The following is a 17,225-nucleotide window of genomic DNA, read 5'->3' as shown; positions in this document are numbered from 1 at the left end:
TGGTAGGGCGATTGCACGGAGCCGTCCGGCGCGGGTTACCGCCCAGCCTCGGACACCGACAGGCCGGTGCCCGCATCGAACAGGTGCGCACGGTCCAGGTCGACCGTGACCAGCAGCCGCTCGCCCGGCGTACCGGTGATGGTGGGTCGTGCCTTGACCTTGAGGATCGTCGTCCCCACTCGGACGTCGACCACCGTTCGGTCACCGAGCGGCTCGAGCCCGTAGAGCTCTCCCGGCAACGAGGCGTGCCCCCGTTGCTCGACGGACAGGTCCTCCGCGCGCAGGCCCAGCAGCAGCGCCTGACCGTCCTCAGCCGTGGTCCAGCGGGGCCGCGGCAGCGTCCATCCTTCCGCACCGACCAGACGATCTCCCTCGGCGTGGCAGGCGAGCAGGCTGATCGGAGGGCTCCCGACGAATCCGGCGACCCACTGGTTGGCGGGACGCTCGTACACCTCGGTCGGTGTGCCGACCTGTTGCACCTTTCCCTCCTTGAGGACCGCGACCTGGTTGGCCATGGACAGGGCCTCGACCTGGTCGTTGGTCACGTAGACGAAGGTTGCTCCGAGGCTGCGGTGGATGCGGGTGAGTTCGGTACGCATCTCGACGCGGAGTTTGAGGTCGAGGTTCGTCAGCGGCTCGTCCATGAGGAACGCGCGCGGGCTACGGACCAGCGCCCGGGCCAGGGCGACCCGCTGCATCTCACCGCCGGACAACTGCGCGGGACGACGCTGCAGCAGGCGTTCGATGTGCAGCAGGCGCGACATCTGCTCGACGGCAGCGGTGATCTCGCTGGAAGAACAGCGGCGTGCCCGCAGCGGCGACGCGATGTTCTCGTACACCGTGTGTCGTGGGTAGAGGGCGTAGCTCTGGAAGACCATGGCCAGGTCGCGTGCGGCCGGGGCATCACCGGTCGCGTCTGCGCCGTCCAGGTGCACCGACCCGGCGTCAAGCTTCTCCAGGCCGGCGATCGCCCGCAGGGTTGTCGTCTTGCCTGCCCCGGAGGGGCCGAGGACGACGAAGAAGGAGCCGTCCGGCACGTCCAGGGTCACCCCGTCCAGGGCCTGGACTTTGCCGAAGGACTTGCTCAGCCCGTGCGCTGCCACGGTTCCCATCAGGCCACCAGTTCTTCCGTACGCAGGTCGTAGACCGCCGGGGTCGCGCCGGTGTGCCGGAGCCCGACCGGTTCGTCAGCGGCGAAACGGACGGTCGGTGGCATCCGCACCCGGACGTCGCGCTGACCGCTGTGATCGACGACGTAGATGATCTCGTCGCCCAGCCACTCCGCCGAGACCACGCGGGCCGGAACCGAACGCTCGGCCCCTGGTGCGGTGACTTCCAGCGCCTCCGGCCGCACACCTGCGACCAGGTGACGGTCGCGTGGCAGGCCTGGCGGTGGCGTGAGGACCAGCCCGCCCTGAGCGCGCAGCTTCCCGTCGGCCACCTCCACCTCGATCAGGTTCATCGGCGGGGAGCCGATGAAGGCGGCGCAGAAGAGACTCGCCGGACGGTCGTACACCTCCAGCGGCGTGCCGATCTGCTCGACGCGGCCCTTGTTGAGGATGGCGATCCGGTGCCCGAGCGACATCGCCTCGACCTGGTCGTGGGTGACGTAGACCATCGTCGCCCCCAGCTCGCCCTGGAGGTGCTTGATCTCCGTACGCATGTCCGCCCTCAGTTCCGCGTCCAGGTTGGTGAGCGGCTCGTCCATCAGGAATGCGCGCGGTCGTCGCACCAGGGCACGGGCGAGCGCGACGCGCTGCTGCTCCCCGCCGGACAGCTGGCGTGGTCGCCGGTCCATGAGTGGACCGAGCCGCATCAGCCGGGCGGCCTCGTCGACCCGCTTGAGCACCTCCGACTTGGGCAGCCCTTCGGCCCGCAGGGGGAACGCCAGGTTGTCGCGGGTCTTCAGATGCGGGTAGAGGGCGTAGAACTGGAACACCATGGCGATGTCCCGCTCGGCCGGCGGTAGGTCGTTGACCAGGGTGTCGCCGATGCGGATGTCGCCCGTCGTCTGTCTTTCCAGGCCGGCGATGGCCCGCAGCGTGGTCGTCTTGCCGCAACCCGACGGACCGAGCATCACGAACAGTTCGCCGTCTTCGATCGACAGGTCGATGTGTTCGACTGCGACCGTGCCGTCCGGGTAGCGCTTGTGCAGGGCGGTCACCTCGATGCCGGCCATCAGCGTCGCACCGCCCCGAGGGTCACACCGGCGATGAGGTGTTTGCGTACCAGGTAGGCGAAGAGGAGCACCGGTAGGGCGAACACCACCGAGGCGGCGGCCACCAGACCCCAGTCCACAGTGGTGCCACCGATGAGGCCGGCGATGGCGGGTGGGGCGGTGCGTACGCTGTCGCTGGAGGTCAGGAAGATGGCGAACACGAACTCGTTCCACGAGAAGATGAGCGCGAAGACCGCCGTCGCGGCAATGCCGGGCACGAGCAGGGGAAGGGTGTATCGCCGGAACGCCTGCAGCCGGGTGTAGCCGTCGAGCATGGCGGCGTCCTCGTACTCCGCGGGCACCTCGTCGACGAACCCCTTCATCATCCAGATCGTGAACGGCAGGTTGTACGCGGCGTAGATGAGGATCAGGCCGAGCTTGCTGTCGATGAGTCCGACCTGGCGGTACATGAGGAAGATCGGGATCACGACCACCACGGGCGGCATGAAGCGGGTGGACAGGATGAAGAACAGCTGGTCCTTCTTGGCCTTCACCGCGAAGCGTGAGTAGGCCCAGGCCGCCGGAACCCCCAGCAGGGTGGCCAGCGCCGTGGACGCCCCGGCGACCAGGACGGAGTTGAGGAACGCGACGGACAGGTCCGAGCGACCGCCGTCGGGACCGACGAACACGTCCTTGAAATGGTCCATGGTGACCGTGAAGCCGAAGAACTCGGCGGGGACGGCGTAGACGTCCCGGTTCTCCTTGATGGACGTCTCGATCATCCACAGCACCGGGAAGAGCATCACCACGGCCAGCACGGTCAGCAGCGCGACCTCCAGCACCGAGCGGCCCCGGCCGCCCCGGCGGCGCGCGGGGCGTCGGCGATCCCGGGCAGGACCTGTGGACACGGCCTCGTCGACGGAGACGGCCATCAGCCCTCCTTGAGCTTGTTCAGGTAGCGCAGGTAGATCTGCGAGAGGACGATGACGACGAGGACCATGAGGATCCCGTACGCCGAGGCGGTTCCGGTGTTGAAGCCCAGGAACGCGACCTTGTAGACGTGGAACGACAACGTCTCGGTGGAGACACCCGGCCCGCCGCTGGTGAGGATGTAGACGAGGTCGAACAGCCGGAAGGCCTCGATGGCCCGGAACAGCACGGCGATCAGCAGCAGCGGCCACACCAGCGGAAGCGTGATGGTGCGGAACCGGAACCACTCCGACGCCCGGTCGATCGAGGCGGCCTCGTACAGGTACTTGGGCACCGCGGTGAGCCCCGCCAGCGCGATGAGCATGATGAACGGCGTCCACTGCCAGGTGTCGACCACGATCAGGGAGATCAACGCCGTACGCTGCCGGGTCAGCCACTCCACCTGCCCCAGGCCGAGCGACCCGAGCATGCTGTTGATCACGCCGAACTGGGCGTCGAGCATGAACCGCCAGAACAGCCCGACCACCACCGGCGACAGCATCATCGGGACCAGGAACAACGTGGTCAGCAGCCCGCGCCCGTGGGTACGCCGGGAGATCAGGTACGCGATGGTGAAGCCGAGCACCGTCTGCAGGGTGACCGCGCCGACCACGTAGATCAACGTGGTCAGGGCCCGCTGGTGGACCTGCGCCGACGTCAGGATGGCGGTGTAGTTGCCGAACCCGACGAAGTAGGCGCGCCCGCCTCGGGTGGCCGAGTAGTCGGTGAACGACAGGTACAGCGCCCACAGCAACGGGAACACCGACATCGCGAGCAACAGCAGCAACGCGGGGGAGATGAACGCCACCGCCAGCCCGCGGTCGCTCAGCCGGCGGGGCCGACCCGGTGCAGGTGGCGTCGCCGCCGCCACCTGCCCGGCATCGGTCGTCACAGGTACGGGGTCACTCACAGTCCGCCGCCGCCCTTGCGGCTGCTGGAGTCGAGTACGCTCTGCTGCTCCTTGGCGATGTCGTCGAGCGCAGCCTTCGGGTTCTTCGCACCGTTGAGAGCCGCGTTGACGTTGGTGTTCTCGATGTCGACCAGGCGCGCGTACTCGGGCACGTTCCACATGTCCCGCATTCGCGGCACCGAGTCGGCGTACACCTGGTTGAACGGCCCGGCATTGAGGAACTCGGGCGAGGACAGGGCGTCCGTACGCGACGGCACGCCACCGGCCGCGGCCCACTTCTTCTGGACATCAGCCCGCTGGAACCACTTCATGAAGTTGAGCGCCTCCGCCTGGTTCGCCTCGGCGGAGTAGGCCGACACGTGCATCCCCATGCCGCCGAGCGGGACCAGGTTGGTCTTCTGGCTCGGCAGGGTGGCGAAACCCAGCTTGTCGAGGATCTGCTCCCGGGTGGTGCCGAGCGTCGACTCCTTCGGATCGAGCAGGCCGCCGCTCGCGGCGATCCAGTTGAACGCGATGCAGGCCTTGCCCTGGGCGACCGCCGCGTTCACCTCGTCGATGAACCAGTTGCCGGAGCCCCTTGCGGTCAGCGGCTTCATCTTGTTGACGAGGACGTCCATCGCCTCGTGGCCTGCGGCGTCGTTGAGAATGCCGTCGATCTTGCGGGTTTTGGGGTCCCAGAGGTTGCCGCCGTAGACACCGTTGACCGTGTTGTAGGTGACGGCCGCGGCGTCGGAGCCGTTGGCCTGATGGAAAGCCAGCCCGCTGACGCCAGGGTTGTCCGCCTGACACTTCTCGGCGACTGAGATCATCTCGTCCCAGGTCTGCGGCGGCTGGTCGCCGATCAGGTCCTTGCGGTAGATCATCGTCCAGGTGTCGCCGAGCAGCGGCAGCCCGTACAGGCTGGCGTTCTCGTCACGCTGGCCGGTCTCCGCCTGCGGGAACTGGCCGTACGCCGCCAGCAGGTACGGGTTGTAGGCCTCGACGTCGATGTTGTTCTTGACGAAGTCGGTGATGTCGAGGATGTTGCCGTTCGTCACGGCCTCGCCGATGTGCTGCGAGTCCAGGATCGCGATGTCGAAGTCGGTCTTGCGCGCGGCGAACTGGGTGAACATCGCATCGTGCCAGTTCGCGTTCGGCACGGTGTTGACCTTGACGGTGACGCTCGGCCGCTCCTTTTTGTACTCCGCGTTCGCGAAGTCTTCCAGGGCCTGGGCGGGGGGCCAGTCGAACCAGATGAAGCTGAGAGTCAGCGGGTCCTTGGTGAGCTCCGGGACGGTCGCCGGTGCCTTGGGGGCGCTCGCCGTCGCGCCGTCGTCCCGGCCATCGCCGCAGGCCACCACGGTCGTGGCCACCAGCAGCATGGCCGCCGTCGCCAGCTGCGCCTTTCGTCCGGGAGCGGAAAATAGTCCTATTCGCTGTGAATGCCGCATCTTCCTGCCTGCTTTCTGGGTTCGGACTTCGAGAACCTCGCTATGTGCTTGGCCGAGCAGTTGCTGGGTTGTTCAGGGCGTGTTGCCGGGCTGTCGCGCGGGCCGACCTGCGGACCGGCGTCACGAGTGCGCCGCGATGTACCGGGTCGTCATGCCGTTGAGAAGCCTTCGGTCCATCGGCAGGATGGCGATCATCCGCCACTTTTCCTATACGATCCGGTGGGGCGTCAGCATGTCGCAGCGTTGTGACTGATGTCAATGGGTTCCCGAAGGGCGCAAGGAAGGACCTCACGTCACGATGGACGACGAAGCGATGATCGCGCGGGGCCGTAGGGTCGTGACGGGCGGAACGTCGTCGGGAAGGGCTGGCGGCCGGCTTGCCGACGAGGTGTACGACACGCTGCTCGGACAGTTGATGTCGCTACGGATCGAGCCTGGCTCCCGCGTCACGATCGACGTCCTGGCGCGAGAGCTGGGGGTTTCGCAGACACCGATCCGGGACGCTCTGAACCGCATGGAGGCCGAGGGTCTGGTCGTGCGTGTGCCCCATGCCGGCTACCGCATTCCCCCTCAGATCACCCGGCACCGATTCGAGGACATGCTTGAGGTCCGCCTGCTCCTCGAGCCGGCAGCGGCCCGTAGATCCGCCGAACGCGCATCGTTGGAGCAGGTGGCCGGTCTGCGACGAATGCTGGGGGAGATGGCGGAGCTGGAGGGGGGCGACGGACCCGCGGCCTACGGCGCCTTCGGTCTGCGCGACGCCGCTTTTCACGATCTCGTCGCTCTGAGCGCGGAGAACCAGGTCATCCGTGAAACGCTGGCTCGCCTGCACAGCCACGTGCACCTCTTCCGGCTGCACCGCGACGCCCAGGTCACCCACCTGGCCATGGCCGAGCACGAGGAAGTCGTGGCCGCGATCGCCGCACGTGACCCCGACGCCGCCGCCTACGCGATGCGTCGGCACATCCTGCGCTCCGGTGAGCGTTTCCGACGATTGTTCGACGAGATCGAGGACGCGGACGCGGTGGCGGTAGAGGCTTGACGGGCGGACTGGGCCGGGGAATGCTGAACCGATCGGATCGGATCGTATTGGATCTATCTCGCCCGTCCCCAGATGCGAGGAGAAGCAGGTGCCCAGAGCGCTGCTCCTGACCGGCGACGCCGCCGAGGAACTCGACACCATGTATCCCTACTACCGCGTGCAGGAGGGCGGTTGGGACGTCGACGTCTCGTCACGGACGATGCGTGACGTGCAACTGGTCATCCACGAGTTCGACCCCAACTCCGACGCCTACGTGGAGAAGAACGGCCGGAAGTTGCCGGTCGACGTGCCCTGGGCCGAGGTCGACGTCGAGCGCTACGACGCCCTCATCATCCCCGGCGGGCGTGCCCCCGAGTGGATCCGGGTCGACGCCGACGTCCGGCGCATCACCGAGCACTTCTTCGCCCGCAACCTCCCCATCGCGCTGGTGTGCCACGGCGCCCAGGTGCCAGCGGTGTACGGGCTGCTGAAAGGTCGAAAGACGGCCTGCTTCCCGCCCATCACCGGTGACATGGAGAACGCGGGCGCGACGGTCATCGACGCTCCCGACGTCGTGGACGGCAACCTCGTCTCCTGCCGGGGATGGCCCGACATGCCGCAATTCGGCAGGGCGATGATGGAAGTCTTCTCGAAGTCCGTCAACCCCGCATCGGCTTGAGCGCACCTGGCGTGCCCCGGTGACGGCACTTCGGACCGTCACAGTCGACGGCTCCCCCGTTCACCTCATGGAGAGCGGTACCGGGCCCGCGGTGCTGATGCTGCACGGCTCCGGACCCGGCACGACCGGGTCCGGAGCCTGGGCAATGACCGCGCAGGCACTGAAAACCGTGCACATTGTCGCTCCCGACCAGGCGGGGTTCGGCCGTACCCCTGTCCCGGCAGGCTTTAGGGGTGGGCTCCGGCTGTGGACGGAGCAGGCCGCAGGCCTGATGGATGCTCTCGGCATCGAGCACTACAGCGTGGTGGGTCACTCCATGGGCGGTGCCGTGGCGCTGGCGTTGGCGGCCGCGCGCCCCCAGCAGGTCACCCGGGTCGTGGCGGTCTCGACGATGGGCGCCCCCGGGGCGCCGCTGTCCGCCGAGCTCGATGCGATCTGGGCCGCCCCCGCCGGCCCGATCGGAGCACGAGACATGCTGAGTCGCCTCGTCCTCGACCAGACGCTCGTGACCGACTCGGCCGTCGATGCCCGTGCAGCTGCGATGAGAGCGGGGGCGGCCGCCTTCGCGTCGTTGTTCCCTCCACCCAGGGCACGATGGGCCGACGACCTCACCCTCTCGGCGCAGACGCTGGCAGCGATCCGCGCGCCCGTGCTGCTCGTGCACGGCGCCGAGGACCGAGTCACCCCGCTCGGAACGGCAACCCCGCCCTTACTCGAACACCTGGCCGATGTCCGTCTGCACGTGTTCGGCCGATGCGGGCACGTGCCGGCGATCGAGCACCCGCACGAGTTCAGGCAACTGTTGTCGTGCTTCCTCCGCCGGGACCGCTGTCATTGATTGCTGCGGCAGGTCCCTTCGTCGGGTAGGTGTCGAGGCGAGCGGCGACCTTGTCGACGCAGGTGGTGACGACGTGACGCGGGTCGTGGCCGAGGCTGGTGATGGCGACCAGGGCGGTGAGCACCACGTCGGCCAGTTCGGCGGCTACGTCGTCGGTGTTGTGGGTGACGCCCTTGCGGGGGTTCTGGCCGATGGTGCCGATCCACGCTGCGGCGACCTCGCCTGCTTCTTCGGTGACCTTGAGGATGCGCAGGCCGGTCTCCTCGCGGCTGCGGCCGTTGATGGCGTCCAGCCGGGCGGTTACCAGGGCGGCGAGATCAAACAGGTCAGTCATCGAGTTGTCTTTCTAGTGTTCGCTGGTCTTTCTCGGCAGTTGGGGCAGGATGGTGCGGCTGCGTCCGGGGCGGGGGTACGCCTCGGCGGCTGCGGCAAGCCTGGCGGCGTGTTCGCGTTGCTTCTGCCAGTGTCCGTAGAGTGCGCCGCGCTGGGAGAGGCGGTCGACCTGGCGGATGGTCTCGGGGTCGACGTCGCCGGGTGGGGCGTCACGCCACGGGGTGCCGGGCAGCGGCATGAAGGTGTGGGCGTGGATGCGGGCGCCGACCTCGGCGAGTTCACCGGCCAGCCGTAGTGAGTCGGCGACGTCCTGGTCGTTCTCGCCGGGCATGCCGAAGATCATGTCGACGTTGATGCGGAAGCCTTCCTCGATGCCGAGTCGGGCAGCGCGTTTGACCTCGTCGACGCCGTGGCCGCGTTTCGCGGCGTCGAGCACCCGGTCGGAGCCGGACTGGGCGCCCACGATGATGTTGTTGTTCGCGCAGTATTTCTTGACCAGCCGCAGCGCCGTGCGGCTGACATGCTCTGGTCGGATCTCGCTGGGGAAGGAGCCGAAGAAGACCCGCCCGTTGGGCCCGATGCCCTCTTTGCAGTTGGCCAGCAGTTCCTCGACCGCGTCGAGGTTCGGTTCCTCGCTCTGGCTGCCGTAGCTCAACGCCGTCGGCGTGATGAACCGGACGTCGCGCAGCCCACGCGCTCGCATCTGGTCGACGTGCCACCGCACGTTCGGCACGCTCCGGTGCCGGAACTTCGCGGAGAACATGAACGGTGTCTGGCAGAAGCGGCACGAGAAGACGCAGCCTCGGGTGATCTCCAGGGCGTTGAAGCGATCCCAGCGCAGCGAGAAGCCCCGGAAGTCGTCGAGCGGTCGCCGTTGCGGTCGTCCCGTGCGTACCACGGAGCGGGTGCCGTCGCGGTACACCAGCCCGGTGATCCCGGCCGGGTCACCGACGGCGTCGACGAGGTGGAGCAGTGTGGTCTCGCCCTCGCCGACCGCCGCGATGTCCCACCCGGCGTCGAGGGTCTGCACCGGCTCGGCGGTGGCGTGCACGCCACCGGCGACGTGGGTCACGTTCGGGGCGTCGGCCAGGGCGCGGATCTCGGCCAGTTCCTGGGCCAGGGCGTGGGCGTCGGGGGAGTAGAACGACCACAGCACCAGCACCCGGCTCGCGGTGGTGGCGGCGTCCCGGATGTGCGCGGCGGTCGCCTCCGGGGTATCGCCGAACCGCACCTCGTACCGGGTGGAGGTCTGATGGGTCTCCAGCGCGCCGAGCAGGACGTGCAGCCCGTACGTCACCGCCTTGCGGTAGCGCAGTACCAGCACCAGCTCGGCAGCTTCCATGGCGGCGATTGTGTCAGGGGGTACCGGCTGTGGTGTCGACGGGCACCGGGCCGACCGAGCCGGCCCGGTGCCGTCATCAGACGGTCAGTACCGCAGCTTGCGCAGGTAGCGGTAGCCGACCTCGGCGGTCTGCTGGGGCGTCACGTCGGGGGTGTCGTTCTCCACGATGTACTCCAGCACCGAGTGGCCCCGGAAGACCCGGGCGAAGTCGATCATCCCTGTGCCCAGGTCGGCCATGTCCCCGTCGGCGGCGTGCCGGTCCTTGACGTGGTATTGAAGGACCTGCTGGGGCGCGGAGCGGATCACGTCCAGGGTGAAGCCTTCCGGGTCGGCCGCGCCGGCACCGGACTCGATGCCACCGGTGACCGCCCAGTAGATGTCGATCTCCAGGTGGACGAGCTTGGGGTCGAGTTCGGCGGTCAGGATGTCCCAGGGCGTACGACCGCCGCCGAGGTCGATGGTGAACTCGTGCGCGTGGTTGTGGTAGCCGTACCGCAGGCCCGCCTTGCGTGCCGCGGCGGCCTCGACGTTCATCTGCTCCGCCCAGCGCTTCCAGTCGTCGGCGCTCTCGGAGTAGAGGTACGGCACCACGATGAACTTCTGGCCCAGGGTGACCGCGTTCTGGATCTTCTGCCGCAGCCCGGCGGCGTCGGCGCTGATTCCGTCGTGGCTGGAGCTGGCCTTGATCCCGATGCCGTCGAGGAACCGGCGCAGCTGACCGGCGCTGCGGCCGAAGTAGCCGAGCGCCAGTTCCACCTTCGGGTAGCCGATGCGGGCGAGGTGTTCAAGCGTGGCGTCGTAGCCCGGTGAGCCGTTCAACGCGTCGCGGACCGTCCAGAGCTGAATGCTGATCAGACCCGGCGGCACGTGCCGCCGACCAGCATGACCAGGCCCGTGCCCGTGCCCGTGCCCGTGGCCAGGCCCATGTCCATGACCGTGACCCGGCCCGTGACCGTGGCCAGGGCCGGCGCTCGCGGCGGTCGCACCGATCCCGGAGGCGACCAGCCCCACCCCGGCGGCGGCCGCCAACGATCCGCGCAACAGCCCCCGCCGGTCGATGACGGATCGCCGCAACGCGGCCCCGCCGTCGTACCCGTAACACATGTGGCACTCCTCTCGTGGTGTGGACCCGCGTCGAGGTCCCTGGCCGACCGGTGTCGACCAGGGACCTCGATCAGGGACTACTGGGAAGGAACCAGGACGACCTCGGTGGTGCCGGTCAGCGGCGGTAGACCGTCGCCACCCGGGTCGGTGTACGACGCGACGAACACCGCGGACAGGTTGTCGGTCGCCGGATCGTGCCCGGAGGGCACCGTGGTGGTGATCGCACCGGTGCATCCGTTGGCGGTGGTGATCGGGTGGCCGTGATCGTCGTGACCCAGGATGTAGGTCACGCTGACCCGGGCACAGTCCACCGGCTGGTCGTCGGTGACCCGTACCTCGAAGCGCACCACGTCACCGAAGGTGAACGGCTGCCCGACGACCGGGCTGACCAGCTCCACCACGGGCGTGGTGTTGCCGACCACCACCCGGACGGAGGCCGACGCCGACCGGCCCTTCTGGTCGGTCACCTTCAGCGTCGCCTCGTAGCTGCCGTTGCGCCGGTACGTGAACGTCGGGTTCGCCTCGCGCGAGTCGACCTTGTCATCGTCGTCGAGGTACCACTCGTACCGGAGTCGGTCACCGTCCGGGTCGGCGGTGCCTCCGCTGGAGAACTCCACCGTCAGTGGCGCGAGCCCGGCGGTCTGCGTGGCCGACACCTGCGGTACCGGGCTGTGGTTGCCGTCCCAGCCGATGTGGTCGACGCGGGCCAGTTGGGCGTCCGGGTTCTCGCTGAAGTAGCCGTCGCCGTATTCGAGCACGTAGAGCGCACCGTCCGGGCCGAACTCCAGGTCCATCGGGTTGTCGAAGACCACCGACGGCAGCACCGACTCGATGCCGCGCAGTTGACCGCGCCGGTCCAGTTCGAAGGCCTTCACGTAGTCGCGGGTCCACTCGTAGAACAACGGCTTGCCGTCGTAGTACGCCGGCCAGCCGGACGGGTTGCGGCCACGGGTGGTCGAGCGGTCGAACTGGTACACCGGCCCGGCCATCGGCCCGATGCCGCCCGTGCCCAGCTCCGGGAACTGCGGGGAGGCGCCGAAGCCGTACCAGACCTGGGGCTGCTGCACCGGCGGGAGCTTGCGCAGCCCGGTGTTGTGCGGCGAGTCGTTGACCGGTGCGGCGCAGTTGAACGGCGGCCCCGACTGCGCGGTGGCGAAGTCGTAGTCGCGGTACGGCTGGTCCGGCGTGATGCAGTACGGCCACCCGTGGTTGCCGGGCTCGCGGGCGGCGAGCCACTTGCCCTGCCCCGCCGGCCCGCGCTCAGGGTTGGGCTGGCGGGCGTCCGGCGAGTAGTCACCGACGAACAGTGTGTCGGTCTCGCGGTCCAGTTCGATGCGGAACGGGTTGCGCAGGCCCATCAGGTAGATCTCGGGCCGGGTGTTCGGCGTGCCCTTCTTGAACAGGTTGCCCTTCGGGACGGTGTATCCGCCCTTGGCGCCCACCGTGATCCGCAGGATCTTGCCGCGCAGGTCGTTGGTGTTGGCCGAGCTGCGCTGCGCGTCGTACGCCGGGTTGCGGCCGGGCCGTTCGTCGATCGGGGCGTACCCGCCGGACTCGAACGGGTTGGTGTCGTCGCCGGTGGACAGGTAAAGGTTGCCCTTGCTGTCGAAGACGATGTCCCCGCCGACGTGGCAGCAGATTCCCCGGTCGACCGGCACGTCGATGATCTGCTGCTCGGTCCGCAGATCCAGCTTGTCCTTGACCAGGCGGAACCGGGACAGCCGGATCACCCCACGGAAGGGCGCGAAGTCTTCCTCGGTGCCCCAGGCCGGCGCGTCGCCCTCGTTGACCTCCGGAGTGGACGGATCGTCGACCGGAGTGTCCATCGGGGGCGAGTAGTACAGGTAGACCCAGTTGTTGCCGCCCTTGCCGAAACCGGGGTCGATCGCGACGTTCTGCAGGCCCTCCTCGTCGTGCTGGTACACGTCCAGGGTGGCGGCGATGGTGTTGCGACGGGTGGCGGGGTTGTGTAACCAGACCTGACCCGCGCGGGTCACGTGCAGGACCCGGCCGTCGGGTAACACGGCGAGGTCCATCGGTTCGCCCGGTCGGTCGTTGAGGGTGACTTTCTGGAAGGCCGTGTCCGGGGGAGTGTTGGTGGTCTCCGGCGCGGCCATCGTCGGGGTCGGCGTCGCGGTGAGGGTGACGGCGGTCAGGCCGGCCACGGCGAGCGCGAGTCGTCTCTTCAACTGCCTCTCCTTCGGTGAGGGACTGGTCGGGCAGGTCGTAGACGGAGGGGCTGGTTCCTCCTCGTGGGATGGGGGCAGCACGGAATCGCCCGTCAGCACCGCTTGCGCGGCAGTCTGGGCGTGTTCTGATGGATAGGGACGCAGATGTGGTCAATGGCGAGGTCACGGCCGAGGTGCAGGCGCCTGTATCGATTTACCTCGACGTAACATCTCGCCTGAAGCTAACAAAGTGATGTAGATGTGTCTATGGCTTTCGCCGACCTCCGTGGAACTTTCCGCCAAGGCAGCGAAAGCCTCGTCGGTGCAGGAAGAACCGCAGCTCGGCGGGAGCGCATCCGTGCAGCGACCGCCTGTCAGGTGTGGTCGTACCAACGCGCCAAGGCGCGCAGGCCGAACGCGAGGGGCCGTCCGGGTCAGCGCTGCGCGGCGCGTAGGTGCCGGATCAGGACATCCACCGGAATGCCCAGCACGCCGGCCAGCAGGACCATCGGCTCCGGATGACCCAGCGCGTTCAACTCCTCATAGATCGCCAGCAGGCCGCGTAGCCGGGCCTCGGCATCCTCGGGCCGGTGCGGCAACTCGGCCAGCCGTTGCTGGACGAACCGGCGCGCCATGGTCTGGTCCGCGTCGACGGCGGGGACCTTCTCGTCGCGCGGCTGCGGGTTCCGTTCGCTCGACACGGCGATGTCCTTCCTGTCAGGGCGGGGGGCGGTCAGCGTGCGACGGTGGCGTGCCAGTCACGCAGGAAGGCGTCGACCAGGTCGTGGGCGCGCCGGCGTACGTCGAAGGACTCGCCGATTCGCCGACGGGCCATGTGGGACAAGGCGTCGGCGGCCTCGTTGAGCGGGTGGCCGCTGTGCCCCTTGACATGCTCGAACGACAGGTCCGGCCGTTGCTGCACGAGCTCGGCGAGCCGGACGAGGGTGGGCTGATCGGACCACTGGCGGGGTCGCAGGCTGTAGCCCGCCGGCATTGCGGTCGTCTTGCCGGACTGCCACTGGTGCAGATAGCGCAACGCGGCGAGGCTGTCCAGCAGCACGACCATCCCCACCGGCGGCACGTCGTGGGCGCTCAGCAGGAAGTCGACCGCGCGCAGTTCGTTGATCAGGACCCGGGAGTACCCGGTGGTGTCCATCCGTCCGCTGTACCGGCCTCGCAGGCCGTAGTGGCCGTCGCTGACCACGTACCCGATGCCGCCGGCACGGTCCTTCCAACTGGCGTCGGTCGCGGCGACCGTGGCTCCGGACGCGCTCGCCCACCGTGCCACCCGGCCGCGACCCCGGCGCCGGTCCGGCTGGTTGCGGCAGGCCGTGCCGTGCTCAACGGCCTGCTGCTGTGCGGTGTCGAGCAGGTGGCGGGCCGAGGAGAACTCGTCGTATCGCGCGGCGGTCAGGCACAACCGCAACCCGTCACCGATCAGCTCGCACTTGAGACAGTGGGTCGGCCGGACGTAGGCCTGCAACGCGAAGGCGGGCTCGCGCAGGTCATCGGGAAGCAACTCCACGGCACGTAGAAACTCGTCAGGACGCACGACGTTCTCCCTCCGTTCGGAAGTGGAATGTGGTGGGGCGGGGTCTTGTGGAACCCGCCCCGGTCGATGCGCGTGGGTCAGTTCAGGGCGACGGTGACTCCGCCGGAGAACGGCGAGTCGTGCAGCTCAAGCTTGGTCAGCTTGACGTCCTTGGGGACGTCGAAGACGACGACGCCGGTGACCTGGTTGCCGGGGTTGATGTCGTTGAGGAAGGTCTCGGCGTTCTCGTTGGCGTAGATCGCGGCAGCTCCGTCCGCGGAGTATTCGGTGCCGTCGGCCGCGTACGCCTTCTGGCTGCTGCCGTCGAACATCTGCGACTTCTTGCCGATGTTCTTGACCTTCAACGTGACCAGGCAGAACTGGCCCTGCGCCTTGGCGCCGAGCAGGTCGTTGCCGACCTTGCGGACGCCGCACTTGGTCGACTTGACGGTGAATTCGAACTTGCCGTCGCGGGCCGGGTCGCCGATCTTCGCCACCTTGTCGGCCTTGTCGGCCTTCTTGTCCTCGCTCTTGGCGGCGACGTCGCCGCCACTCGCGTCGCCGGCTTCGTCGGTGGCTCCGGCACCGCAGCCCAGGCCGATGAGAGCGGTGGCGAGCAAGGCGATCAGCGTGGTCTTACGCATAGTTGTCCTCCAGTCATAAATGTGCGGCGTCAATGAGAACACCACCCGTGAACACTGTCAACAGACATGTCGCTTGACAGGTGTGGCACACTCCGAACGTGCAGGTGAAACCGACCATTACGGCGGCCGAAATCGCCCGGCTCGCCGGGGTCGGACGGGCCGCCGTCAGCAACTGGCGCAAGCGGCACGTCGACTTCCCCGCCCCGGTCGGCGGCACGGCGGCCAGTCCCGAGTTCGACCTCATCCAGGTCGAACAGTGGCTGTGCGCCCAGGGCAAGCTCGCCGAGCAGGCCACCGCCGACCGGCTCTGGCGGCGGATCGCCCCGGCCAGCGAATCCCCCGCCGCGGCACTGGCCGCCGTCGGTGTCCTGCTCCTGGCCCGACAACGCGGCCAACGCCCCCGCCGTCCCGTCGACCCACATCTGAAACCGCTGCTGCCCGACCTCGAAGCCCTCGCCGACGAACTCGGCCCCCAGGGCGCCTTCGACGAACTGTGGCAACGCTTCTCCGCACCCGGCCCCGGGCGGTCCTTCGCCACCCCCGACGACCTCGCCGACCTGATGGTCGGGCTGGCCGGCGTCGATGGCTGCACCGTCCTCGACCCGGCCGCCGGCTCCGGCGCCGTACTGCGCGCCGCCGTCCGCGCCGGCTGCGCCACCGCCTACGGGCAGGAACTCGACGAGGGCCTGGCCCGACTCGCCGAACTCTGGCTCGCGTTGCGCGAGGTGCCCGGCGCCATGAACGTCGGCGACTCGCTACGCGCCGACGCGTACGCCGGGCACACCTACGACACCGTGGTCTGCCACCCACCCTTCGGCGCCACCAACTGGGGCGACGAGGAACTCGGCCACGACCCACGCTGGATCGTCGGCACCACCCCGCGTACCGAACCGGAACTGGCCTGGGTCCAACACGCCCTGGCCCACCTGCGGGCCGGCGGGCACGCCGTACTGCTGATGCCCCCCACGGTGGCCAGCCGCCGAGCCGGCCGACGTATCCGCGCCGAACTGCTGCGCCGCGGCGCCCTGCGCGCCGTGATCGCCCTGCCGCCCGGGGCCGCCGCGCCGCACGGCGTACCGCTGCATCTGTGGGTGCTGCGGCGGCCCGCGCCCGACACACCACCACCGGCGCGGACGCTGCTCGTCGACGCCGCCGGCGTCGACCTGACCACGAACGGGCCACGGATCCTCGCCGCCTGGCGGGCCTTCGACGCCGACCCCGAGGCCGAGGAGCCGGGATTCGCCCGCGCGGTACCGGTGATCGAACTGCTCGACGAGGAGGTCGACCTCACCCCCGCGCGCCGGCAACCCGCCGTCGCGGGCGAGGCCACCGGAGAACAGGTGGTACGCACCAGAGAACGCCTCGCCGCCCTCGTCGGTGACCTGCCCGCGCTGATGCCGCAGGTCACGCCCGCGCAGAAGGGGCCGGACGACGAATTCCTGACCGTGGGGGAGTTGGTCCGCTCCGGTGCCCTGCACCTGCTCGGCCCGATCCGCGCCACCGCTGCTTCCGAAGCCTCATCCGGGGCTGCTTCGGCCGACGGCGGCTCGTCCGGCACCGCCTTAACCGCAGCGGGCAGCGCGGCGGACGGTCCACGTGTGCTGACCGTGGATGATGTGCTCGACGGGGAGCCGCCGTCCGGCCACGACGACGGCCGGCTCGGCCAGCAGATCTGCCTCGCCGTCGGCGACGTGGTGGTGCCGATGGTCGCCCGACAGCTCACCGCCCGGGTGGTGACCGCCGAGGGTGCACTGCTCGGACGCAACCTCTACCTGCTCAGACCCAACCCGGCGGCACTGGATCCGTGGTTCCTGGCGGGGCAACTACGCACCTCGACCAACGAGAAGCAGGCGTCGAGCCTGTCCGGAACGCTGCGCTTCGACATCCGCCGCGCCCAGGTGCGGCGGATGTCGCTGGAGGACCAACGGGTGCAGGGGGCGGCGTTTCGCCGGCTGGACGCCTTCGAGTCGGCGATCCGGCAGGCCGCGACGCTCGGCGCGGAACTGGTCCAGCTGACGGCCGACGGCCTGGCCAGCGGGTCACTACAAGAAGGTCTTTAACCGCCACGTCCAGCAGCTCACCGCGCGACGCAAGCACG

The 17,225-nt window shown here is 68.8% G+C and carries 16 protein-coding genes; 4 read left to right on the top strand and 12 right to left on the bottom strand.

Features of this window, described 5'->3' with window-relative positions:
- Nucleotides 1-35: 35 nt before the first annotated feature.
- The 5 genes from AB0M35_RS14475 to AB0M35_RS14455 are packed head-to-tail and all read right to left on the bottom strand — an operon-like array spanning nt 36 to nt 5,467.
- A complete protein-coding gene (locus AB0M35_RS14475; protein WP_363745339.1) occupies nt 36-1,112 on the bottom strand; it encodes an ABC transporter ATP-binding protein in 1,077 nt (358 codons plus the stop codon).
- Complete coding sequence (locus AB0M35_RS14470; RefSeq protein ID WP_363745337.1) at nt 1,112-2,179, bottom strand: ATP-binding cassette domain-containing protein; 1,068 nt, start codon at nt 2,177-2,179, stop codon at nt 1,112-1,114. Before AB0M35_RS14470 ends, AB0M35_RS14475 begins: the two co-directional genes overlap by 1 nt.
- Nucleotides 2,179-3,090: a carbohydrate ABC transporter permease gene (locus AB0M35_RS14465; protein ID WP_363745335.1), complete on the bottom strand. Its 912-nt coding sequence runs from the start codon at nt 3,088-3,090 to the stop codon at nt 2,179-2,181. The genes AB0M35_RS14470 and AB0M35_RS14465 overlap by 1 nt, the downstream gene beginning before the upstream one ends.
- Nucleotides 3,090-4,019, bottom strand: a complete 930-nt coding sequence (locus AB0M35_RS14460; protein WP_363745333.1) for a sugar ABC transporter permease — start codon at nt 4,017-4,019, stop codon at nt 3,090-3,092. Before AB0M35_RS14460 ends, AB0M35_RS14465 begins: the two co-directional genes overlap by 1 nt.
- 14 nt (nt 4,020-4,033) lie before the next feature.
- Nucleotides 4,034-5,467: an extracellular solute-binding protein gene (locus AB0M35_RS14455; protein WP_363745331.1), complete on the bottom strand. Its 1,434-nt coding sequence runs from the start codon at nt 5,465-5,467 to the stop codon at nt 4,034-4,036.
- A 298-nt stretch (nt 5,468-5,765) separates the two neighbouring features.
- On the opposite strand from AB0M35_RS14455, the gene AB0M35_RS14450 reads away from it, so the two are divergent.
- The 3 genes from AB0M35_RS14450 (at nt 5,766) to AB0M35_RS14440 (ending at nt 8,005) form a co-directional block, all read left to right on the top strand.
- The gene (locus AB0M35_RS14450) at nt 5,766-6,509 is read left to right on the top strand and encodes a GntR family transcriptional regulator (protein ID WP_363745329.1); all 744 of its coding nucleotides are present in this window, start codon (nt 5,766-5,768) and stop codon (nt 6,507-6,509) included.
- 88 nt (nt 6,510-6,597) lie between these two features.
- Nucleotides 6,598-7,167: a DJ-1/PfpI family protein gene (locus tag AB0M35_RS14445; protein ID WP_354970464.1), complete on the top strand. Its 570-nt coding sequence runs from the start codon at nt 6,598-6,600 to the stop codon at nt 7,165-7,167.
- Nucleotides 7,168-7,234: 67 nt separating this feature from the next.
- A complete protein-coding gene (locus tag AB0M35_RS14440; RefSeq protein ID WP_363745327.1) occupies nt 7,235-8,005 on the top strand; it encodes an alpha/beta hydrolase in 771 nt (256 codons plus the stop codon).
- On the opposite strand, the gene AB0M35_RS14435 is transcribed toward AB0M35_RS14440, so the two are convergent.
- From AB0M35_RS14435 to AB0M35_RS14405, 7 genes are all read right to left on the bottom strand, one after another.
- Nucleotides 7,959-8,339 carry a MazG-like family protein gene (locus AB0M35_RS14435; protein ID WP_363745325.1) on the bottom strand — a complete coding sequence of 127 codons (381 nt, stop codon included), beginning with the start codon at nt 8,337-8,339 and terminating at the stop codon, nt 7,959-7,961. The two genes, AB0M35_RS14440 and AB0M35_RS14435, sit on opposite strands and share 47 nt — an antisense overlap.
- A gap of 12 nt (nt 8,340-8,351) precedes the next feature.
- Nucleotides 8,352-9,680 (bottom strand): TIGR04013 family B12-binding domain/radical SAM domain-containing protein, encoded by a 1,329-nt coding sequence (locus AB0M35_RS14430; protein WP_363745323.1) that lies wholly within the window; start codon nt 9,678-9,680, stop codon nt 8,352-8,354.
- Between the two features lie 84 nt (nt 9,681-9,764).
- Nucleotides 9,765-10,784: a sugar phosphate isomerase/epimerase gene (locus AB0M35_RS14425; RefSeq protein WP_363745321.1), complete on the bottom strand. Its 1,020-nt coding sequence runs from the start codon at nt 10,782-10,784 to the stop codon at nt 9,765-9,767.
- Nucleotides 10,785-10,861: 77 nt separating this feature from the next.
- Nucleotides 10,862-12,973: a PQQ-dependent sugar dehydrogenase gene (locus tag AB0M35_RS14420; RefSeq protein WP_363745319.1), complete on the bottom strand. Its 2,112-nt coding sequence runs from the start codon at nt 12,971-12,973 to the stop codon at nt 10,862-10,864.
- Nucleotides 12,974-13,386: 413 nt separating this feature from the next.
- Entirely contained in the window at nt 13,387-13,653 is a 267-nt protein-coding gene (locus AB0M35_RS14415) for a hypothetical protein (RefSeq protein ID WP_363745317.1), read from the bottom strand.
- 32 nt (nt 13,654-13,685) lie between these two features.
- Nucleotides 13,686-14,504, bottom strand: a complete 819-nt coding sequence (locus AB0M35_RS14410; RefSeq protein ID WP_363745315.1) for an RNase H family protein — start codon at nt 14,502-14,504, stop codon at nt 13,686-13,688.
- A 77-nt stretch (nt 14,505-14,581) separates the two neighbouring features.
- A complete protein-coding gene (locus tag AB0M35_RS14405; RefSeq protein ID WP_363745313.1) occupies nt 14,582-15,127 on the bottom strand; it encodes a DUF4352 domain-containing protein in 546 nt (181 codons plus the stop codon).
- A gap of 98 nt (nt 15,128-15,225) precedes the next feature.
- On the opposite strand from AB0M35_RS14405, the gene AB0M35_RS14400 reads away from it, so the two are divergent.
- Nucleotides 15,226-17,187 carry an N-6 DNA methylase gene (locus AB0M35_RS14400; protein WP_363745311.1) on the top strand — a complete coding sequence of 654 codons (1,962 nt, stop codon included), beginning with the start codon at nt 15,226-15,228 and terminating at the stop codon, nt 17,185-17,187.
- The last annotated feature ends 38 nt before the right edge of the window (nt 17,188-17,225 follow it).

Origin of the sequence: Micromonospora sp. NPDC051196 (assembly GCF_040682415.1) — a bacterium.
GTDB lineage: Bacteria > Actinomycetota > Actinomycetes > Mycobacteriales > Micromonosporaceae > Micromonospora.
The sequence above is the reverse complement of the archived record's forward strand: the minus strand, read 5'-3'. Positions and strand labels throughout refer to the sequence as shown.